At 45.7% G+C, this 20,665-nt stretch carries 18 protein-coding genes and 1 other RNA gene; 14 read left to right on the forward strand and 5 right to left on the reverse strand.

Annotated features, from left to right (window positions below):
* The 4 genes from Q0198_RS01805 to Q0198_RS01820 all read left to right on the forward strand — a co-directional run.
* The coding region (locus tag Q0198_RS01805; protein ID WP_297894347.1) for an SH3 domain-containing protein at nucleotides 1-405 on the forward strand (405 nt) is incomplete at its 5' end.
* Nucleotides 386-1,072: a lysophospholipid acyltransferase family protein gene (locus Q0198_RS01810; RefSeq protein WP_297894348.1), complete on the forward strand. Its 687-nt coding sequence runs from the start codon at nucleotides 386-388 to the stop codon at nucleotides 1,070-1,072. The genes Q0198_RS01805 and Q0198_RS01810, both read left to right, overlap by 20 nt.
* A gap of 477 nt (nucleotides 1,073-1,549) precedes the next feature.
* A complete protein-coding gene (locus tag Q0198_RS01815; RefSeq protein ID WP_297894349.1) occupies nucleotides 1,550-2,026 on the forward strand; it encodes a hypothetical protein in 477 nt (158 codons plus the stop codon).
* Between the two features lie 15 nt (nucleotides 2,027-2,041).
* A complete protein-coding gene (locus tag Q0198_RS01820) occupies nucleotides 2,042-2,515 on the forward strand; it encodes a hypothetical protein (protein ID WP_297894350.1) in 474 nt (157 codons plus the stop codon).
* A 171-nt stretch (nucleotides 2,516-2,686) separates the two neighbouring features.
* Here Q0198_RS01820 and Q0198_RS01825 read toward each other — a convergent pair whose 3' ends face one another.
* Nucleotides 2,687-3,721: a hypothetical protein gene (locus Q0198_RS01825; RefSeq protein ID WP_297894351.1), complete on the reverse strand. Its 1,035-nt coding sequence runs from the start codon at nucleotides 3,719-3,721 to the stop codon at nucleotides 2,687-2,689.
* Nucleotides 3,722-3,827: 106 nt separating this feature from the next.
* Between Q0198_RS01825 and truD the strand changes: the two genes are divergently transcribed.
* On the forward strand, nucleotides 3,828-4,931 hold the full coding sequence (gene truD, locus Q0198_RS01830; RefSeq protein WP_297894353.1) for a tRNA pseudouridine(13) synthase TruD: 1,104 nt from the start codon (nucleotides 3,828-3,830) through the stop codon (nucleotides 4,929-4,931).
* Nucleotides 4,932-5,144: 213 nt separating this feature from the next.
* On the opposite strand, the gene Q0198_RS01835 is transcribed toward truD, so the two are convergent.
* Nucleotides 5,145-5,369: a chemotaxis protein gene (locus Q0198_RS01835; RefSeq protein ID WP_297894355.1), complete on the reverse strand. Its 225-nt coding sequence runs from the start codon at nucleotides 5,367-5,369 to the stop codon at nucleotides 5,145-5,147.
* Between the two features lie 347 nt (nucleotides 5,370-5,716).
* Between Q0198_RS01835 and rnpB the strand changes: the two genes are divergently transcribed.
* An RNA gene (gene rnpB, locus Q0198_RS01840) (RNase P RNA component class A) lies at nucleotides 5,717-6,033 on the forward strand.
* A 37-nt stretch (nucleotides 6,034-6,070) separates the two neighbouring features.
* Nucleotides 6,071-6,349, forward strand: a complete 279-nt coding sequence (locus Q0198_RS01845; protein ID WP_297894357.1) for a hypothetical protein — start codon at nucleotides 6,071-6,073, stop codon at nucleotides 6,347-6,349.
* A gap of 1,213 nt (nucleotides 6,350-7,562) precedes the next feature.
* Here the strand turns inward: Q0198_RS01845 and Q0198_RS01850 are convergent.
* The 3 genes from Q0198_RS01850 to rsmH all read right to left on the reverse strand — a co-directional run bounded on the left by Q0198_RS01850 (nucleotide 7,563) and on the right by rsmH (nucleotide 11,477).
* Nucleotides 7,563-8,633 carry a DNA recombination protein RmuC gene (locus Q0198_RS01850; RefSeq protein ID WP_297894358.1) on the reverse strand — a complete coding sequence of 357 codons (1,071 nt, stop codon included), beginning with the start codon at nucleotides 8,631-8,633 and terminating at the stop codon, nucleotides 7,563-7,565.
* Nucleotides 8,623-9,432 (reverse strand): hypothetical protein, encoded by an 810-nt coding sequence (locus Q0198_RS10920; RefSeq protein WP_366111791.1) that lies wholly within the window; start codon nucleotides 9,430-9,432, stop codon nucleotides 8,623-8,625. Before Q0198_RS10920 ends, Q0198_RS01850 begins: the two co-directional genes overlap by 11 nt.
* Nucleotides 9,433-10,541: 1,109 nt before the next feature.
* Nucleotides 10,542-11,477, reverse strand: a complete 936-nt coding sequence (gene rsmH, locus Q0198_RS01860) for a 16S rRNA (cytosine(1402)-N(4))-methyltransferase RsmH (protein ID WP_297894360.1) — start codon at nucleotides 11,475-11,477, stop codon at nucleotides 10,542-10,544.
* Between the two features lie 64 nt (nucleotides 11,478-11,541).
* Between rsmH and Q0198_RS01865 the strand changes: the two genes are divergently transcribed.
* The 7 genes from Q0198_RS01865 (at nucleotide 11,542) to Q0198_RS01895 (ending at nucleotide 20,468) form a co-directional block, all read left to right on the forward strand.
* Nucleotides 11,542-12,102 (forward strand): class II aldolase and adducin N-terminal domain-containing protein, encoded by a 561-nt coding sequence (locus tag Q0198_RS01865; RefSeq protein ID WP_297894361.1) that lies wholly within the window; start codon nucleotides 11,542-11,544, stop codon nucleotides 12,100-12,102.
* Nucleotides 12,103-12,234: 132 nt separating this feature from the next.
* On the forward strand, nucleotides 12,235-13,692 hold the full coding sequence (locus Q0198_RS01870; RefSeq protein WP_297894363.1) for a peptidylprolyl isomerase: 1,458 nt from the start codon (nucleotides 12,235-12,237) through the stop codon (nucleotides 13,690-13,692).
* A complete protein-coding gene (ftsA, locus tag Q0198_RS01875; protein WP_297894364.1) occupies nucleotides 13,685-15,058 on the forward strand; it encodes a cell division protein FtsA in 1,374 nt (457 codons plus the stop codon). Before Q0198_RS01870 ends, ftsA begins: the two co-directional genes overlap by 8 nt.
* A 22-nt stretch (nucleotides 15,059-15,080) precedes the next feature.
* Nucleotides 15,081-16,241: a cell division protein FtsZ gene (gene ftsZ, locus Q0198_RS01880; protein WP_297894366.1), complete on the forward strand. Its 1,161-nt coding sequence runs from the start codon at nucleotides 15,081-15,083 to the stop codon at nucleotides 16,239-16,241.
* Nucleotides 16,242-16,754 (forward strand): pyridoxamine 5'-phosphate oxidase family protein, encoded by a 513-nt coding sequence (locus Q0198_RS01885; protein WP_297894368.1) that lies wholly within the window; start codon nucleotides 16,242-16,244, stop codon nucleotides 16,752-16,754.
* 184 nt (nucleotides 16,755-16,938) lie between these two features.
* Entirely contained in the window at nucleotides 16,939-19,101 is a 2,163-nt protein-coding gene (gene bioA, locus Q0198_RS01890; RefSeq protein ID WP_297894369.1) for an adenosylmethionine--8-amino-7-oxononanoate transaminase, read from the forward strand.
* 2 nt (nucleotides 19,102-19,103) lie between these two features.
* Entirely contained in the window at nucleotides 19,104-20,468 is a 1,365-nt protein-coding gene (locus Q0198_RS01895; RefSeq protein ID WP_297894370.1) for a sodium:solute symporter family protein, read from the forward strand.
* Nucleotides 20,469-20,665: the final 197 nt, after the last annotated feature.

The raw sequence follows: 20,665 nt of genomic DNA on the forward strand, positions 1-20,665 counted from the left end.
TTTGAAAATTTCGGTCTTGAGCTTAATCCGCGCGCCGAGGATCTTAGCACGCAGATCGGTCTAAATCCGAAAGAGAGCAAGTTCGAAGCCTACAAGCAGATCGCGATATATACCCTCGCAGCCGGGCTTTTGGTGATGTTTCTGCTTAGCAAAAATATCACGCCGCTTATCTTTGCTGTGCTGATTTTGGCGGTAAATTTCTACGCGCAAAGGCCTTACGGCACGGGCAGTATCGCGCAAAATTCTCCGGTTAGAATTTTGCCTATGCAAAGCTCCACCGTGTTTTACGTGACTAAAAATCCCGAAAAGGTTGAAATTTTGGGTACGAATAAGGAATTTTATAAAATCATGCTGGGCGGCAACAAGATCGGCTGGGTTAAAAAAGATGAGCTTAGCAAGGATTAGAGCGTTATTTTACGCGATTTGGTTTATTTTTACCGTCGTTTGCGTCGTGATCGCCATGGCGGTGAAAAACTCATCTCATCGTCGCTTTCGTCGCATTTGGGGGCGCTTCCAGCGCTACGGCATTGGATACGATATCCAGATCATAGGTACCCCTGATCCGCGTGCGCAGCTAGTAATCGCCAACCACCAAAGTATAATGGATATCGTCGTGCTCGAAGAAACCCATCCCGCCGATATCTGCTGGATCGCTAAAAAGGAGATCGCAGACATCCCTATCATCGGCAAAATCATCACTCTTCCGAAGATGATCCAAGTCGATCGCTCCAATCCGCGCGATCTGGTGCGGATCGTGCACGAAGTGCAGCAGCGCGTGAGCGAAGGGCGCGTCATTACGATGTTTCCCGAGGGCACTAGACATCGCGGCACGCAGCTTTTGCAATTTCAAAGCGGCGCCAAAGCGATCGTTAGCAAGCTTGGTCTGCGCGTCCAACCCGTGGTGCTTATCGGCACGCAGCACATCGCAAACTCTCATGATTTCACCGTCCACAGCGGACATGTCAAAATCATCTACCTAGACCTGCTCGACACGAGCGATAAAGATTGGCTGCAGCACGCCAGAGAGGCGATGCAAGCCGTAATCGACGAAAACGAAACCGCCGAAGCGTAGGCGGAATTTATAAATTTACCGATGAAATTCAAACGCGACTTTTGCTAATTCTCGCGATTTTTGCGCGACAGCGCCTTTGTTTGTCGCTTTGATTTGCGACGGCAAAATTTTGTAAAATTTCGTCCGCTTGTTTCAGACGGCTGAATTTTAAAATTTTATCTCACGCAAGCCCGCGCGATTTTGAGCGGCCGCAAATGGAATTTAGCGGCGGATTGTGGAGTTTTCATACGCGGTGGGTGCGCGGCGAACAGCTAAATTTCAAAATTTCGCCCAAGCAGACGCGAGTTAGTGGCAAGAGATAGGCAAGAAAATAGCGCCTGTAAGAAGCAAAATTTTAAAATTTTACGCGGCGCGGCAAGATAGAGCTTAGCGTATATTTAGCCATTTGCCGCGAAAATGGCTAAATGATTTGTCGCAAGAGCAAAGGCGGCGGCAATCCGAAGTAGTCTAAAATTGTAAATTTTTAAGGAGGAGAGAATGGCGTTTATTACAGAGTATATTTCAAAAGAGGATATCGAGAAATACGACTTACTAAAACCAAGCAATGATATATGTGAAAAGTATCATCAAGTTAAGCTGGAATGGGCTATTCTAAATTCAAGAGACTGGTGCATAGATAGAGAAAGAGGTATTTGGCTTTTTTCAGTATGCAGTATCACTATCGGGGATCCGAGAGATATGGAATTTAGCGGTGAAGATATATGGCTTTTACACTATAAAGGTAAAGATATAGAGATCGATTTAAGAGATATACATAACAAAAATACTAGCACGAAAATTACGGATAATCCGTTTAAAATAATATATGAGTTAGAATCCATAAGAAGCGATATCGGGGATATACCAAAGCAAGAGATTGTGGATATTTTAAAAGAAATTTTAAATGAATATGGCGATGGGGTGTCTATTGTCCCTAAAGAAAATATTCAAGTAACTTTCATATCAAAAATTTAAAGAAAAGGGGATAAAGTGGCGTTTGTTACAGAGCGTATTTCAAAAGAGGATATTGAAAAATATAGTTTATTGGAAACGATAAACAAAATACGTAAAAAATATGATGATGATGAAATTAGTCTATGGTTCCTAGAAAGATTAGATTGGTGTATAGACCGAGAAAATAACACTTGGCTAATTCGTATATCGCATGATCATTTAAGAGATATAGGAGATTATGCCTTAACTAAAACGATATGGTTATTGCATTATAAAAGTAACGATATAGAGCTGGACTTGAGGCGGATTTTTAATGATGAAACGATTGGCGATTCGTATAGAATTATTTATGAGCTTCACGATATAAAAACAGATGCCGAGAATACAACCGGCGATGAAATTATAGATATTTTGAGAAAAATTTTAAGCGTATATGGCGGTGGCGGAGTTGGACTAGAAAATTTTACTCCAAAAGAAAAATTAAAAGCAAGCTTAATGGTCAATTTATAGCAAAGGACAAAATACGAGCCACAGGGCAAAACAACAAATGCCGAATTAAAGAAATAGTATAGGATAAACCACCTACGATTAAGAAAACTATTTGCTTTATGCCGATCATCAATATACAGTCGATTTAAAATTTTACCGTCGTAATAGGATAAATTTTAAAACCTCGTCCGCTTAAATCAGCATCGGCTTTAGCTTGCGTGCCGAAAAGTCGGGCCTCTCGCCGCGAGCTAGAGCGATGAGCTCATCCGTCGTAATTAGATAAAACCCCGCGAGATCTCTGCCGAAAAGCCTTTGGATTTCATCGCTTCTGCCGTCTAAAAAATCAAGCGCGAGCTTGGAATTCAGGAGCAAAAAATCACTTCCGCTATCAAACGCGTCAAATAAAATTTCGCCCCCCAGCCGCAGCGCGCACTCCAGCTCGCGCTCGTATATCTGCGCTCCAAGCGGCGCGCCTTCGTGCTCAAAGTGCACGATCTGCGCGCCCAGCCTGCTAGCTAGCTCCTCTGCAGCCTCGTCGTACCACACGGCGACGTTAAAGCCGCTAAAATTGTGCTTCGCGCCCGCTGCGTCAAATTCCGCCATGCTCTGCGCACTTAAAATTTTATTGCTGCGCGCGGGTTCAAATTTTAAAATATCGCAAAACGCCCTGTATGCCGCGCGGTCGTCAAACTCCATCCCCACGGCGTCGCACTTCGTAAAATACGCCATCTGCGGCTCGATGATCTCCAAAATCCTCATACGCTCGCTCGGATGCGTCTGCATCAGGCGGTGCGCGAAGATAAAGGCGCTGTTGCCCAAAAACTCCTGCGAGCATGCGGGGATTTTCGTCGAGTAAAAATAGGGCGTGAGGCTTTTGTAAAACTCGAAATCAGCAGCGTCCGCGATGCTCTCAAAGGCTTTAAATTTATCCAAAAACGCCTTCGGCTCGCAGCGCAGATCTTTAATCGCCTCTTTTTCGCTAAGAGGGGCTATGATTAGCTCGCTTCCAAAGTGCGCTATCAGCGTATCTAGCGGCTCTTTTACGCTTACTGCGGTGCCGCCGATTTTTACAAACTCCACCCCCTGCGCGCTGAAATAGGGATCGTGCGCGCAGATGTCGTCAAGCAGTGCCGCAAGATCGGCAAAGGGCGCGCTTTCATAAACATAGGGCTTGAAGTAGCTTGCGACGTCGCAGCGGGGATCGAAGCGAAAGAGCCTGATTAGCATTTTTCATCCTTTTTTTTAGAGCAATGATACTAGAATTTGCCTTAATAATGAGTTTTTTAGGCTCAATTTTATAAAATTGCGCCTTAGATTAACGCAAAGGCCGGCTATGAAAAATTTATACACTCTAAATCACGCGCCGATAAATGCGCATTTTAGTAAAAATTCCAGCGATTTCGTCGTGCGCGAAGTGCCGCTTTACGAGCCTAGTGGTGAAGGCGAGCACTGCATTTTGCTGCTGCAAAAAAAGGGCATCAGCACGCACGAGGCGTTGCGGATTTTAAGCGAGTGCACGGGTGCAAAGATGCGCGAGTTCGGCTACGCGGGGCTTAAGGACAAGCAGGGGCTTACGACGCAGCACGTTAGCATGCCTGCTAAATTTGAGCCTGCGCTGGGCGGATTTTCGCACGAGAGCCTTAAAATTTTAAGCGTGCAAAGGCACAAAAACAAGCTTAAAATCGGACATCTAAAGGGCAACGACTTTTTCATCCGCCTAAAAAAGGTCCTGCCACCCGACGCCGTCAAGCTCACAGCCGCGCTAGATACGCTAGAGCGCGAGGGCTTTGCGAACTACTTCGGCTATCAGCGCTTCGGCAAGTTCGGCGACAACGCGGCGCAGGGCGAGGAGGTGCTGCGCGGACAGAGGCGGCTTAAAAACCCAAAAATGCGCGACTTTCTAATCAGCGCCTATCAGAGCGAGCTTTTCAATCGCTGGCTTAGCGAGCGGGTCGAAATTTCAAAATTTGCCGCGGAATTTAGCCTTGGAGAGTTTGCTAAAATTTATGGGCTAAGCAAGGAGGAGGCGCGCGAGATCGTGGCTCAGCCGCAGTTTTTTAAGCTGCTAAGAGGCGAGATTTTAGGACATTTTCCGCACGGCGTGTTTTTTAGCTGCGACGATCTGGGCGCGGAGTGCGAGCGGTTTGCGAGGCGAGAAATCACGAGCGCAGGCCTTATCGCGGGGCGAGCGAAGCTGCGAGCTAGCGGGCTTGGCGGCAGATTTGAAGATGAGATTTTCGCGCCTGCTCGCGAGCTTGAGGCGCAAATGAACGGCTCGCGCAGGTTTGCGTGGAGCTTTATGGAGCGCGTGCAGCACGCCTACGATGTGCAAAATGCGCATTTTAGCTTCAGTTTTTACCTGCCGAAAGGCTCTTACGCGACGGTCGTTTTGGAAGAAATTTTGCACCGAGATATATTCGAAGATGTCGCGGAGTAGGAGCAGACCACTCAAAGGGCAAGCAAAATTCCAAAAATAGCGCGTGGTTTCAATATACCCACGCCGCATTGCATTCGGATTCACGCAAGCCCGCGCTCGAATTTGTACTAAAGCCCGCCTAGTCTAACTGTTTGCATTAAGAAAAATGCGCCTTGGCAGATCAAAACGCTTGCTTTCGGTAGGATTTATCGATCTGTCCTTTGAAAAGGCGGGTTAAAATTTAGGCTCTTCTATCTTGTGGCTTTTTAACTCGGGAAATTCTTTATGAAGTCTCTCATGCAGGTGAAAAAATAAAAGCCCCCCATCGATAATGTTTTTATAGTAGTCTTTAAATTTCTCATCCGACTTGGATAGTTGCAAGAAATTTTTTACCAATTCTTTCGCATCCCCCAGGATATTTACTAATAAATCGTCATTTTTCTGCAAAATTTCAATCATCGCAATCTCTCCTTTTATTTTTGATTATCTGCTCGTGCGCTCCAAAATGGATATGGCTCAGCAACACCGAATTTCTATAAGCCGCAAATATCATGATAGTCGCAGCAGCCCAAACGCTTGGCTTTCGTTTGCAGATAGATTGCCGAAATCCATTAGCCAACATAACTTATCTTGATAAATTATATCATCAAGGTATTAATGCCTGCTTAAATTTAAAATTTTAAATTCCGAGTAAAATATGAAATTTTACCGGCAGATATCAAGACAAAATCCATTTAAATTTATCTAGCGAGCGCACGATCCGTAAGATGCAATGAAATTTAAGCCAAAAAAGCTATAATTGCGCTCGGGTGTGGCGTGCGGTCGCTCCGCAAGGAGAGGAAAGTCCGAGCTGCGATAAGACAAGGTTGCGTCTAACGGACGCCGGGGGCAACCCTAGGGAAAGTACAACAGAAAGCAAACCGCCGCGCAAGCGGTAAGGGTGAAAGGGCGGGGTAAGAGCCCACCGCGCGCGTGGAGACACGAGCGGCAATGCAAACCCAACCTGCAGCAAGAACGGGTGGTTTCGTCTTATATTTGAACTGTTCGCTCGAACCGATTTGCAAAAATCGGTCTAGATAAATGACCGCTGTAACGGAACTCGGCTTATAACCACACCTCTTTTTACGCCGAATTTATTTACTTGGAATAAGGAAAAAATTTTGAAAAGCTTAATTTTATGCGGCGCGTTTTGCGCCATCGTTTTAGGGCTCGGAGGCTGCGCGAGTGCGGGTCCTGATAAGTCAGTAATCTTGCAAGGCGACGCTCACGATCGCGCTTGTGCAGAGGTTTATGAGCGCTACAAAGAGCTTGAGGCGGAGCTCTTGGCGGTCGAGGATCGATATGCAAACCCAAGCGTTGCGAACGATTATATACAGACTTACGACGAGTACGAGCGCACCATTGCCTACTACAATAAAAATTGCGCGACCGATAAATAGGCAGCGCAGATTGAGCGTGATTTGGTATAAGTGTGGCGTGACGCAGCAGCGCAAAGCACTTAAAATTTTATAAAATCTCTAAAAACTATTGAAAATTTTGCGCGAAGCAAAAAAATATCTAAAATTTATTACGTACGTTTGGATCTAGCGATACAAAGTCGCGGTGTGAAGCATGGGCACGATGCCTATTCATGCCCGTATTTAGCTTGGTGTATCAGCGCGTCAAGTTGCAGAATCATATGAAGGTGCCACATACTCGCGCATTGGCTAAGGAGCGCGCAATTTATTAATCGAATCGGCGCTAAGCTTTGAAGTTGCGAAGTCGCACCAAAAATTTCACCGTGCGGATTTGAATTAGTGACTTAAAGTGGCAAAGAAATACCCCAAAATTTAGCCGTGAGGCGGACGACGAACGATTTATTAATCAGATTGGTGCAAAGTCGCACTAAAAATTCCGTCACGTGGAGTTGGCTGTTATGTCCGTTTATGTGTCTGCCAAAGCCTCGCAGCCTCAATATAAATATATATTTCATCGAGTGGATTTGAATTGGCGCCTAGGCGCTTGGATCGATCGTAAAATCAAGCCTTTAAAATTCTATTGCTCGGTTTTGACCTGCTACGCGATTTTCGCGGCATATAAAGGCGGTAAAACGAGATCGTTAGGGTAGCTTTAAGGTGCAGTGCGATTTTTTTGCTTGCGCATGCGGTTTTAAGGCGCTTGGTAATTTCAGTTTACTCGCAGAATTTTAAGATACGCGGTTTTTTGAGACTATAGCAGCGAGATTTTTTGGGTTTTTAGCGCGAAGGTATTTGGCGAATTTGCAGTGCTATGGCTCTGATTTTTGCCGAGAAATTTTAGAATTTTAAGATTTCGCAAGAGAATTTTGTGCGTTTTGGCGCTGCGTCAAACTTAAAATTTCATCTTGCCGCCGCGTAAGATTGCCCGCCTAATCTTTTTGTATTTTTAAATACGGCGTATGTTTTGAGATTTGCGTCCGTTTTTGAAATTTTACTCCGAATAAACACCGAATACACAAAATAGGTAGCCCAGCGATAATTTTAGAAAGCCATGCAAGCTTACAATGCAAAAGCTAAAGCTTTATGAGAGGCGGAACTTAAAGCCTTTACCGATAATCTAGCCGCGCAAAATGCCGCCGCGTTACGGCGTGCTAAGGCACCCGAAGCGCCGCATTGTACGCTACGGTTTGCCTCATTATAGCTCGCTAAAACGCTCAAAGCGGGCTTTTAGAGATTTTGCATTTTTGTTTAAAAGCTCCGCTTGCGCGGCGAGCTTATCTGCGTATGTTTGAAGCGACGTCGCATACTTAGCATGCGCCTCAAAGTCCGATTTTAGCGCGTAAATTTCATCTTTTACCGATTTTATATTTTGCGCGAGCGCCTCGTCTTTTACGAAGGTGCGGATCGTGCCTAAAAGCGCCAGCAGCGTCGTGGGTGATGCCGCAAAAATGCCGATTTGCGCGCAGTATTCAAGTACCTGCGGCAGCTTCTCGCAGACATAGACGAAAACCGCCTCGCTGGGCACAAATAGCACCGCAAACTCCGTGCTAAGAGGCGGTATGATGTATTTTTCCGCGATATCTGCGGCGTGCTTTTTCATATCGGAGGCGAGTTGCTTATCCGCACTAGCAAGCGCTGCAGTGTCGTTTGAGGCGGAGGCAGCGATGATCTTTTCATAGCTTTGAAGTGGGAATTTTGAGTCGATGCAAAGAATTTTTTCTTTTGCGATATGCAGCGCGCAGTCCGCAATCCTGCCGTTTGGTAGGTGCTTTTGCAGCTCATAAAATGCGGTGTTTTGCCCATAGATCATCGATAAAATTCTCTCTAATCGGTACTCGCCGAAGTTGCCACGCAGCTTGACGTTGCCTAAAATCGAGTTTAGCCTTGCGATTTCGTCACGCACCTGAAGTGAAGTTTTATTTTGTTCGCTCATTCGCGCTAGATTTTCCGCTATGTCCTTAAAGCCGCGATCCAGCGAGCTTAAATTCTCGCTAAGCGCGCTATTTTGGCGCTGCAAACCCTCGCCTAGGGATCTATTAAGATAATAGAGCTTATCGTTAAAGCCGTCGTTTAGGCTTTGATTTAGCTTAAAAAGCTCGGCACTTGCTCTCGCACTTTGAGCTGTGAGCCTTTCGTTTAAAAGCTCGCTAAGCGTGGAGTTTGCATCGCTTATGCGGCGGTTTTGTAGCACGAGCGCGATCAGCAAGGCAAGTACTAGTGCAGCAAAAAATGCAAACGCCGCGAGCACAATCCCATCAGCGCCCATTTTCTTGCACGCTTTGCGGATCTAAAATTTCATTTTTGTAGCGCAGATATTCGATGTCGTTGTTAAGCGCGCGATTTTCCTCAAGCAAAACCTCGTGTTTGGTACGAAGCGCGGCGATGTCGCGGCTGATGTAATAAATTTCGTTGCGGATGTAAATCGCCGGCACCGTCAGCAAGAACGCAAATCCGATCAGCAGATAAACGACTAAAAGCTGATAAAGCGTGAGATTTTTCTCCTTTTTTTTCTCGGCATCGTAGTTGCGTAGTAGCTCGTCTTGTGCGCCAGCAAAACCGCCATAGCTGCGCCCTGCGGCAAGGCTTGCATAATCATGCGCGCCCAGATCTGCGTAATTTTGATTTTGTGTACCTGTAAAGCTTGCATCTGCAAACGCCGCGTAATCCGCCTTGCCGACAAAATTGGTACCTGCAAAATCGCCGTAGCTCGCTCCGCTGGAATTATCGCTGCCGCGAGTGGCTGAAATATTTGCGTCGTCGCGTCCTTTTAATTTGACTTTGTTGCTTTTATTAAATTTTGTTCCGACGCTTTCGGAATTTAGGTAGTTTTGGGTATTTATAAAGCCTGAACTTTCGAATTCTAAGCCAGCAAAATCGTCGTAACCGCCCGCTGCGCCCGCGTAGTTTCGTTTTACGGAAAGATCCGCGGCGAGCCTATCCTCTAGCTCCTCATCCGTCAGATCCTCCATAGCTCGTCTTTTCGCAAGCTCTATGCCCGCTAGATCGGATGTCCCTGCGAAGTCGTGCCCGTCATCGTCGTCGGCAAAATATTCATATTTATTCATCTAAAATCTCCATAAATTTAAAACCACGATCCTATTTTTACTTGCTGCCAAAGCGCCTGCGTCAAGATAAATTCTGCTCGAAGCTCACAGCTAGCGTGCGCCCAGTAATGAGCCGTTAAGGTAAAATTTAAAAGCCAAAGCTACGAGCAAAATTTTTCTTTGCAATTTTACCTCGGTAAATGGAATTTTATCTTAACTTGCCAAATTCTATCTCGGCCAGCAAAGGCAAATTTTAATTTAGCGGGCTATTTTTGTTAATTTTGCTCACTCTTTGCACCGGCGGCAGGCTCGTGGAATCAGGTAAAGATAAATTCCAGCCGTAGCGGGCAAGATTATGCTGCTTTTACCCATTTTATACGCTGCCGGCTTGCAAAATTTATATCGGCAGCAGAGCTTATCTGCTGAGTCCCGCTGTCTAGTTTTAAATTTCTACGTTGGCGGTTTTTGCATTTGCTACGAAATTTCATTTACTTCAATCGCTATCTATCTGCAAAATTCTATCTTGACAAACGAAATTTCAATGTCTTTGCCTATTTGCACCGCCTGCTTAGGAAATTCATTTTGACAGGTAAAAATCGAGCTCACTTTACCGAGATTGACTATTTATAAAATTTTGTCAAATCGTCTGAAAAACCGCTTAAAATTTCACTGCGTCTTCGATGCGCCTTAAAACGCTAAGCGAAGGGGATATCGCTTGCAAGATAGGCTCTATCGTCTAAAAAAATCAATGAAATTACGGCTCACTTGCAAAATTTCTTTAATGCAAAGGACTTAGATTTGGCATTACGCCGCTTGCTTTAGGCACCAAATTTTAACTTTCGTTCGGTTCTATATCTATGTTGCCACTTAGTTTTTAAAATATGCAGCAGCTAAATCTCATAAAATTATACATTAAATTTAGCGTAAAATTCAACGTTAAACTTTTTGTTAAATTTTATGATTTGGCTATTAGGTGTCCAAAAAAAACACCGAAAATATTATAAATTCTAAAGCGAATCTTTGAAAGCTGAATTTTAAAATTCCATAAAATTTTAAAATTTAATGCCTGCAAAATCTGTAAATTTTACAAAATTTCGTCAAAATTTAAAATTCATAGCAATCAAAGGCGGTCATTTCAGTCGAAAAATTCTTAACTTTGCACTTGCGGCTCGCGAGTTTTGCGCAAGCTCTTGCGCGTCCGCTATTATAGGGCTTTTGGTTAGGATTTTCCCTAACGAATGCCCGCCGCCGCATTCGCAGCGCATAAATTCGCTAGGGCAGACGCAATCGCGCTCCCACGCCCTAAATCGCTCCTTTACTATGCGGTCTTCAAGCGAATGAAACGAGATTATAGCGACAGTTACATTAGTTAGAATTGAATCGCGCGATTTTTGCTCAATGAGTGTGAGCAGGCGCTTTAGCTCGCCAAGCTCGTCGTTTACCTCGATGCGGATCGCCTGAAATGCTAGCGTAGCCGTGCTGATGCTGCGCCCTTTAACGGGCTTCGTTCCGATTAAATTTGCCAAAGCTTTAGCGCTTGTTAGTGGTGCGTTAGTCCGCGCAGTAGCTATTTTAGCAGCGATTGCGTTAGCGTTTGTTAGCTCGCCGTATTCGCGGAAAATGCGCGCCAGATCCGCTTGCGAGTAGTGGTTTACGACGTATGCCGCATCTAGAGCTGCGCTCTCGTCCATTCGCATATCCAGCGCATCGCTTTTGGTGGAAAAGCCGCGCGAGTTTTTATCCAGCTGAAGAGATGAAACGCCAATGTCGGCTAAGATCCCGCGAACTGCGCGGAGTTTTTGTTCGGGCAGAATTTCTAAAATTTCGCTAAATTTTGCTTTGTGGATTTCTATGCGATCTTTAAATTTACTGAGCCGCTCGCGCGAAAATTCTATCGCTTGGGCATCTCTGTCGCAAGCGATGAGTTTAAGGTGCGGATTAGCGGTCAAAATGCCCTCGCTGTGCCCTCCGTAGCCTAACGTGCAGTCGATAACGTAGCCGTCTTCAAGCTGCGAAAATGCGGCGATCGTTTGCGAAAAAAGCACCGGAATATGTGGAGCTTGCACTTAAATTTATCCTTTTGAAATTTCTAATCCTATATAATAGCGAAATTTTTTACAAAGGCGAGAGATGGACGAGTATTATTATGAAATTTTACGCAAAATTTCGCTTTCGATGTTTAGAGATAGGCTTTTTGGGATCTTTCACGGCTCGATTTCAGCAAAAATTAAAGAAAATCAGTTCTTGATCAACAAAAAAGACGCGATTTTCGATAGCCTGGATAGGGATGATTTTATAACGCTGTTTTCAAAAAAAGACTACCGCTGGCAGAATGCTAGCATCGATAGCGACATACATATAAATATCTACAAAAATATAAAAGAGGCAAAATTCGTAACCTACGCGACACCGCCGTATCTTGTCGCATATACGCTGGAGCATGATTTTATTTTGCCGCGAGATTACTTTGGGGTGAGCAAATTTAAGCGCATTGAAATTTACGATCCTAAGAGCTACGACGACTGGCACGAGCGTGCGCCGTATGAAATTTGTAACTATATGATAAATGAAAATAGCGATATAATGGTGATTCGCGGCTATGGGGTTTTTGCCCATGCAAGGAGCGCGCAGCAAATGGCGAAAAAAATAGCGATTTTAGAAATGAGTTCAAAGCTGCTTTTGCTAAGCTAAGATTAATGTATACCAAATCATTTACTAACGCGTTATAATTCGCTAAAAATGCCTATTTTTCAGCCTTACATAAGGTTTTATCTGTATAATTACTAACAAAAAATTTCTTTAGTTAGCTATTTAAGGATTTAGATGATAGAATGGATGCAAAAGCATAAGAAGTCGCTTATACCAACTATTTGGATAAGCACGATAGCCTTCGTGGGCGCAGGCTTCGTCGGCTGGGGCGCATATGATATGAACGCTAATCGTGCAGGCTCAATCGCTAGAGTAGGGCAGATTTCTATAACAAATCAAGAATTAAACACAAAATATTCCGAACTATACAACAGGCTGAGTGCTATGAGCGATGGGCAATTTACTCAAGAACAAGCCAAAAATATGCATCTAGATCAGATCGCAGTAGATCAGCTAATCGGCGAGGCGTATTTTCTAAATTTTGCTAAAGATTTAGGCGTTCAGGCTAGTGATAAAGATGTGGCGGAATTTGTACTGAACTCGCCAAATTTCCAAGAAAATGGCGCATTTAGTAAGGAACTTTACAACAACGTAGTAAAAAATTCTGGACTTACTAAAAAAGAATTTGAGCGCAATCTACAAAAGGTCCTAACTTTAGAAAAGCTTGGCAAAGCGCTAAAAATAACGCCTAGCCCTAAGATCGTAGAAGCATTTGCAGCATCGCAGCTGATGCAGGATAAGGTTTCTGCAGAGATAATCTACGCAGACGCTAACGTCACTTTTAATGACGACGAGCTAAAGAAATTTTGGGAAGGTGAGAAATCGCACTTTATGACCGAGAAAAAATATAATCTAGGGGCCTATTTCGTAGCGCCTAGCAATGCGGACATAAACGAAACCGAGCTAAGTAAATTTTACGAAGAACACAGAGGCGAGTATAGAAGCCTGGATGATAAACTATTGGATTTTGCAGAAGCCAAACCTAATGTCTTAAAAGATTACCGCATGGATCAGGTTAAAAAAGACGCTACAAAGGATTATCTGGAGATCAAAAAAGGCAAGCTCGATACTAATGAAACTATAGTTGCTACGGCTAGCAATTTTCCAATATCTGAGATTGAGGTGGCAAAGCCAGGAGATGTCATCAAGCCTTTCGAGTACAAAGGCGGATATTTGATTGCTAAACTGAACGGCGTAGAGCAGCCTAGGCAGATGAGCTTTGAAGAGGCTAAGTCTTTGGCTTCTAAAGAATTTGAAACAAAAAAACGTAAAGAGCTACTTGAAAAAAGAGCTCAAGATGCGCTTAAAAATTTCAAAGGCGAAGATTTCGGCACGCTATCTCTTAATAGTAAAAATAATACCAAGCTAAGCGATGACGAATTTTATAAATTTCTTATCGATATGTTTAATAAGCCTGCGAAAGAAGGGATAGTGATGTTTGATAACAAAGCCGTAGTGTATAAAATTTCACAGCAGAGCCTAGGAAGTAGCGAAGAGATAGATAAAGAAAAAGCGATCGTAGCCGATAGGATAACTGCGTTATTAAATTCTAATTTGCAAGATGATCTAACCAAAATGCTAGAAAAGCGCTATAAAACCGAAAGATATTTTAAAGGTAAAGACAGTGAGTGAGTATATTTTAGGTCTAGATATAGGCTCAACTAAAATTCGCGCGATAATCGCTAAAAATGATGGCATTTTTACGGTCTTAGGCGTTGGCGGAGCCGATACTTTAGGTATCAAAAAGGGTGTTATAACAAACATAGAGCAGGCCGCGGGCTCAATAAAGCAGGCGGTGAAAGCAGCAGTAAAAGGCGCTGGTAGAAGCTATGATAAAGCCATTATATCTATCTCGGGCTCATACGCCAAAAGCGTTAAATCTCGCGGTGTCATAACTATGGAAAATGAGATTGGGCTGGATGAAATAAAGCGTGCCATGCAGGTTGCCGAAGCGCAAGCAAATGTGCCTAGCGATAGTGTGATTTTACATGTGCTTCCGTATGATTTCAGAGTCGATGAGCAGGAACACATCGAAGACCCCCTCGGTATGAGCGGCACGCGCCTAGAGGTATCTACGCATATCGTCATCGCGCCAGAAAGCTCTATTAAAAATTTGAAAAAATCCGTTGAAATGGCTGGCGTGAAAGTCGATAATATTGTCCTTTCAGGCTACGCATCATCCATATCTACGCTTAGCAAGGACGAAAAAGAACTCGGCGTAGTGCTGATTGACATGGGCGGCGCTACATGCGATATAGTCATCCACCTGGGGAATTCCTTGCGTTATAACGATGTTGTGATGTTTGGCTCCAATAACGTTACTAACGATCTATCGCGCGCCCTACATACGCCGCTTCCGTATGCGGAAAACATTAAAATTACCTATAACGATCTAATTAATCAAGGCAATAGCGAAGTCGAGCTGCCTGCTTTAGGAGATAGCGAGTCAGAAAACCACATCATAAGCCTTGAGATCATCTCTCAAGTTATCCTCGCTCGCGTTAAAGAGACCTTTGATATGATAGCCGATAAGATCGAAAGAAGCGGCTATAAAGACCGCATAGGCGCAGGTATTGTAATCACGGGCGGTATGGCGAAGCTAGACGATGTGCGCGATTTAGCGGCGATAGTTTTTGATAATACTTCCGTTAGGGTTGCAAGAGCAAAAAGCGTGGGCGGCTTGCACGAGATCGCTGATGATATTTCAAATTCTTGCGCACTAGGACTTTGTATGTATGGCTTTGGCGAATTCACCCCTTACGAGATGGACTCTAACGGCAAACTCCGCTACAAAGACGAAGTTATAAACAAGGCTCCGAAACGAAATGTGAACGAATATTATGAAAAAGAGGTCAGCAAGGCGATAGAAAAAGAGGGCGTCAGAGCGGACGGCGGTGCGACTGCGGCTAAGAAGGAGGATTTGAATATCCAACTTCCCAAAAAAGACGGACAGAATTTTTTCAATAAAATTTGGTCGTCTATGAAAAATTGGTTTTAAAATTTAAGCTAAGGAGATACTCGTGAAAGGATATAGTATGGAAGAAAGAAAAGGCATCTACGGTGCCAAGATGAAGGTTATCGGCGTCGGCGGCGGCGGATGCAACATGATAAATCATATGATCCGCGAAGGATTTACCAAAACCGACGTTGAGCTTATGGTGGCTAACACCGACGCACAGGCGTTAGAAAAGTCGATCGCAAATACTAGAATTTTACTAGGCGAAAACACCACCAAAGGCCTTGGCTGCGGTATGGATCCAGCGCTTGCTAAAATGGCTGCGGAGGAGAACTACGATGATCTTAAGGACCGCTTGGACTACTCTGACATCGTTTTCGTGGGCTCCGGTCTAGGCGGCGGTACCGGTACGGGCGCTGCACCTATCGTTGCAAAAGCTGCGAAAGAGAAAAAAGCGCTAACTATCGGCGTCGTTACCTCCCCTTTCGGTTTTGAGGGTAAAAAGCGCATGCGATTAGCACAAGAGGGTCTTGAAGAGCTTAAAAAAGAGTGCGATTCCATAATCGTTATCCCAAATCAAAATTTATTAAAGATCATCGATAAAAAAACCGGCCTAAAAGATGCTTTTAAGATCGTAGATAATGTCCTATTCCAAGCCGTAAACGGTATGATCTCCGTGATCTTAGAGTCCGGCGATAGCGATATCAACGTCGATTATGCCGACGTCAAAAAGGTAATGACTCACCGCGGTTTGGCGCTTATGGGTATCGGCGTTAGCGAAGGTGATGGCGCGGCAGAAGAAGCGCTAAAAAGCGCGATTCAATCTCCGCTTTTGGATAATACCTCCATCCACGGCGCTATGGGCGTGTTAGTGCATTTTAAGATGTCGCCTGATTGCTCCTTGCTTGAGATTGAATCTGCGATGAATATCATCGAAGATACCGTGGATAAGGACGCTGACGTTACATGGGGCACTACCACAGATCCTAAGATGGAAAATAACCGCGTCGAGGTTACTCTCATCGCCACCGGCTTTGAAAGGAGCATCGAGGAAAAAAAGCAGGTCGCCAGCGATAACGTAGCAGATCGCAGGAAGGCGCTTTTAGAGAGTATGGGTCGAAATTCTATCTTTTCTAGACAAAAGGTAAGTAGCGGCGATTTTAACGGAGACGAAACCTACGACGAGCTCGACGAGCCCGCATTCCTACGCAACCAGATGGACTAAATGCGCAGACGAGATAGGCAGCTAAGCGAAGATGAGGCGTTAAAAATCATCGACGAGAGCGAATACGCTACGCTTAGCTGCATAGACGAGAGCGGCGAAATTTTTAGCGTGCCTATCTCGCCGGTGCGCGATGCAGACGTTATTTATATCCACGGCGCGCCTGCCGGCACAAAGGCGAAACTTTTTCAAAACGGACGCGCGGTAACGGCGGTTTTTGTTAGCTACAACCGCGTTCCTACCCCAAGCGATGAAGAATACCGATCGATCGCAAACGACGCTGCCGCTTTAGGCTCTAGAGTTTATACGACGGAGTACCGTAGCGCAATCGCCGTTTGCGAAGCAAGCGAAGTAGAAGATGACGAGCGTAAAATTTACGCCCTGCGGATACTATGCGAAAAATACACCCCAAACTACATGTCGCGCGTTGAGTTCGCCTCCAGAGCATCATTAAAGCGCATGAAAATTTACGAACTCAAAATAAAATCCGTAACCGCAAAGGCTAAAATTTTATAATGCATCCAAATTTGCGCTTCCTGCGCCATGCCTTACTTTGCAGGAATCTCTTCTTTTATATGTTTTGTCCTTTTTGTCGACCGCCCTACTTTACTTGCGATCGACATTCGCTTGAGTTTAGTGCGGTACCTCTTTTCAACGCCGCTATTTGATTTCAGTTATGATGGGCTTTAAAGGAGCGAGATTGAAATTTTTTATAACCGCCGTGAATACGGAGGTAGGAAAGACATTCGTTACAGCTTCGCTTCTGCGGGCGTTTTTACAAAGCGGTCGCACAGCAATCGCGCTAAAGCCCGTGCAGACGGGATGCGAGATACGTGACGGCAGGCTTGTCGCGCCGGATGTAAGCGAGTATGCTAAAGTAAGCGCAGATAGCGACATTGCGCCGATTTATGCGTTTAAATTTCCGGCTTCGCCGCATTACAGCGCGAGTTTGGAGCGCCGCGAGATCAAGACGGATGAAATTTTAAAATTTATCGACGCTCATTCGGCGCAGTGCAAAATCACGCTGATCGAAGGCGCGGGCGGTATTTTCGTGCCGCTAAACTCGCGCGAGAGCTTTTTGGACGTGATAAGAGCGGTAGATGCGCCGATCGTTTTGGTCTGTAAAAACGAGCTGGGCGCGATAAACAGCGCGCTTTGCAGCGTCTATGTCCTGCGTTCGCACGGGCTTAAAATCGCGGCACTGGTTCTAAATTTTACCGACCAAAAGGACGAAATTTGCGTATCAAACGCAGCGTATCTGAAAAGCAAGCTCAAAGACATACCCGTAATATCGCTACGCAAATTCCAAAAGGACGACTTTACAGCGGCAGCGCGCTCTTTTGAAAATTTTATCGCCTCGCTAAATTTTGACGATCCGTCGCAGATGGACGCGAGCGCGGCAAATTTAAACGAAACCACTGCGGTAGCCTTGGATGCGGCGCAAAGCGGGCAGAGGGGCGCAAATTTAAATGGAAATTCTAAAAATAGCGAGGCTCGCTGCGCTTTGGACACAGCGCAGGTCTGCGAACAAGACGGCGAAATTAAAAGCAGCCGCGTCGCGCCGCCGCTCATGAGCACTTCAAACACGGGCCCCATTGATCTAAACTTCGATGCGAAGCATCTTTGGCACCCCTACACTTCCGCGACGCACCCGCTTAAGGCGCACGGCGTGCTCCGCGCCGAAGGCAATAAAATTTACACGACGCAAGGCGCGCTGATCGACGGGATGAGCTCTTGGTGGTGCGCCGTTCAAGGATACGGCAGCGAGGCGTTAAATGCCGCGGCGACCGCGCAGATGAAGGAATTTTCTCATGTGATGTTCGGCGGGCTTACTCACGCGCCCGCGATAAATTTAGGCAAAAAGCTACTCTCGATGTTGCCGCAATTTGATCGTATCTTTTACGCGGACAGCGGCTCAGTAGCGGTCGAGGTGGCGTTGAAAGCGGCGATCTGCTATCAGCAAAACGTATCGCCTAAAAAGAATAAAATTTTAACCGTCAGAGGCGGGTATCACGGCGATACGTTCGGCGCGATGAGCGTTTGCGATCCGGTCACCGGCATGCATTCGCTATTTAGCGGTATCTTGGCGCGTCAAATTTTTGCACCGCGCCCGAGCTGCCGCTTCGACGCGCCGTTTGACCCATCTAGCACGGATGAAATTTCTAAAATTTTTAAAGAAAACAAAGATGAGATCGCGGCCATCACCATCGAGCCCGTCGTCCAGGGAGCCGGCGGGATGTGGTTTTACCATCCGAAATTTTTAGACCGTCTCCGCGAGCTGTGCGACGAAGCGGACGCGGTGCTCATCTTTGACGAGATCGCCACCGGCTTTTGGCGTACGGGCAGGGTATTTGCATACGAATACTGTGGCGCGGCGCCCGACATAATCTGCATAGGCAAGGCGCTAAGCGGCGGATTTATGAGCTTTGCGGCTGTTTTGACGAACGAAAAGATCGCGCACGGCGTGAGCAGAAACGGCGGTGTTTTGATGCACGGACCGACCTTCATGGCAAATCCTCTAGCTTGTGCCGTTTCGCTTAAAAATTTAGAAATTTTATGCGCGCAGGACACGGCGCAAAAGGTCGCGCAAATCCACTCCGACCTGCAAGAGGGCTTGAAAGAGTGCAGGAGCTTAGACGGCGTGGCGGACGTTCGCACCTTGGGCGCTATCGGCGTCGTAGAGATGAAGGAGGCGGTGGACGTAGAGGCGCTGCAGGAGTTTTTCGTAAAAAGGGGCGTTTGGATCAGACCGTTTGGCAAAAACATCTATCTCATGCCACCGTTCATCACGCCCAGAAGCGATACGCAAGCGCTTTGCGAAGCGATCCGCGATGCGGTAAAATTAAAAATTTATAAAGGATAAATATGCAAATTTTAATCGTATTTATCATATTTCTACTTTTGCTAGGCTTCTTGGAATTTCGCAAAAAGACCGCCCTTGAGGGCTTTTTGGTCGCGGACAGAAAGGCGAGCGCTTTTGAGATTGCATTTTCTATAGTAGCTACCTGCGTGGGCGGTGCAGCTACGATCGGCGTGGTATCGAATATGCAAAAGTACGGGTTTGCCGCGGTTTGGTGGCTTTTAAGCGGCGCGATCGGACTGATGATTTTAGCGATTTTTATTGCAAAAATTTTACGCGCGAGCAAAGCGCTGACATTCGCGCAGATAGCAGAAATTTTTATCGACAAAAGAGCCAGGCTCGTTAGCGCAGTCATCATTTGCGTGGCGTGGTGCGCTATCTTAGCGGCGCAGTTTAGCGCCAGCGCGCGCATACTCTCGACGTTTGATCTAAATTTTAACTCCTCGCTGCTCATCGGAGGCGTGGTCATCATCGTTTATACGATTTTGGGCGGACAAAGAGCGGTCATTAGAAGCGATGTATATCAATACGCTATCGTAATCGCGGCGTTTTTGGCAGTTTTGCTCTGGCTAAATTTTAATTCGCCGCAGGTGTTTGAAAATGTAAATTTTACGCTCAAAAATGACGCCTTCGGATACGACAAGATCGGATATTATCTGTTGGTTATCGGTACTAGCTACGTGATTGATCCGATGCTGTTTTCTAGAATTTTAAGCGCAAAGAACGAGCACGCGGCGATCCTAGGCTCTATCTTCGGTGCTTTTGGAATCGCAATCAGTAGCATAATGATCGCTTTTATAGGTTTTGGCGCGATGAGCCTTGCGGCCGACGGCACGAGCGGCGAAAATCTGCTTAACGTAAGCCTTTTTAACGCGCTGCCTGCATCGTTGGGCTCAGTTTTGATGCTGGGGCTATTGGCGGCGATCATATCCTCTGCGGACACCTGCTTGATCACGGCTTCTAGCATCTTCGCGCACGATATTTTGCGAAGCGAGGATCTAAAAATTTACCGCATCGCTACGCTAGGCTTCGGCGCGATCGCGCTACTTTTAGCAAGCTTCGGCGGCGAAATTTTAAACTATCTCTTCGCGGCGAGCAACATCTTCGTAAGCGGCGTGGCGACGGCGCTATTTTTCGCCATCATCTTTCGCGGCAAGATCGATAAGGATCTCGTTTTGTGCGCCATGTACCTAGGCGGCGCCTTGGGGCTAGCCGCGGCTATTAGCGGTATAAATGCCTTTGCCGTAGCGGGGATCATTACGGCGTGCATTTTATGCCTGGCGGCTAGGTTTAAATTTAACGTAGCCTTTTCAAAGCCCGATCCAGACTGCGTCTGCATACCCCAAGCAAGCAAGCACGAGAAAGAGTGAGCCCGCGGTGTGATAAAATTTCACGCGGGCGGATACGGCGCGTTTAATAAGATCGTTATCGCATAAGAGTGAAGTTACTAAATTTATCCCGTTTTGCATTGCAAGATCGATGGTCTCTTTATGCGCCACAAACGGGATCATCTGCGTAGCATCTAAATTTAAAAAGGGGCGAGAAATCTCCCGCCCCTGAAATTTTA

The organism is uncultured Campylobacter sp. (assembly GCF_938045205.1).
Taxonomy (GTDB): Bacteria; Campylobacterota; Campylobacteria; order Campylobacterales; family Campylobacteraceae; genus Campylobacter_B.

Excerpts from the sequence above, each read along its gene's own strand:
- Q0198_RS01810 (WP_297894348.1), top strand. The coding sequence starts at position 386 with ATGAGCTTAGCAAGGATTAGAGCGTTATTTTACGCGATTTGGTTTATT.
- Q0198_RS01815 (WP_297894349.1), top strand. The coding sequence starts at position 1,550 with ATGGCGTTTATTACAGAGTATATTTCAAAAGAGGATATCGAGAAATAC.
- Q0198_RS01825 (WP_297894351.1), bottom strand. The coding sequence starts at position 3,721 with ATGCTAATCAGGCTCTTTCGCTTCGATCCCCGCTGCGACGTCGCAAGC.
- truD (WP_297894353.1), top strand. The coding sequence starts at position 3,828 with ATGAAAAATTTATACACTCTAAATCACGCGCCGATAAATGCGCATTTT.
- Q0198_RS01835 (WP_297894355.1), bottom strand. The coding sequence starts at position 5,369 with ATGATTGAAATTTTGCAGAAAAATGACGATTTATTAGTAAATATCCTG.
- Q0198_RS01850 (WP_297894358.1), bottom strand. The coding sequence starts at position 8,633 with ATGGGCGCTGATGGGATTGTGCTCGCGGCGTTTGCATTTTTTGCTGCA.
- Q0198_RS10920 (WP_366111791.1), bottom strand. The coding sequence starts at position 9,432 with ATGAATAAATATGAATATTTTGCCGACGACGATGACGGGCACGACTTC.
- Q0198_RS01865 (WP_297894361.1), top strand. The coding sequence starts at position 11,542 with ATGGACGAGTATTATTATGAAATTTTACGCAAAATTTCGCTTTCGATG.
- Q0198_RS01870 (WP_297894363.1), top strand. The coding sequence starts at position 12,235 with ATGATAGAATGGATGCAAAAGCATAAGAAGTCGCTTATACCAACTATT.
- Q0198_RS01885 (WP_297894368.1), top strand. The coding sequence starts at position 16,242 with ATGCGCAGACGAGATAGGCAGCTAAGCGAAGATGAGGCGTTAAAAATC.
- Q0198_RS01895 (WP_297894370.1), top strand. The coding sequence starts at position 19,104 with ATGCAAATTTTAATCGTATTTATCATATTTCTACTTTTGCTAGGCTTC.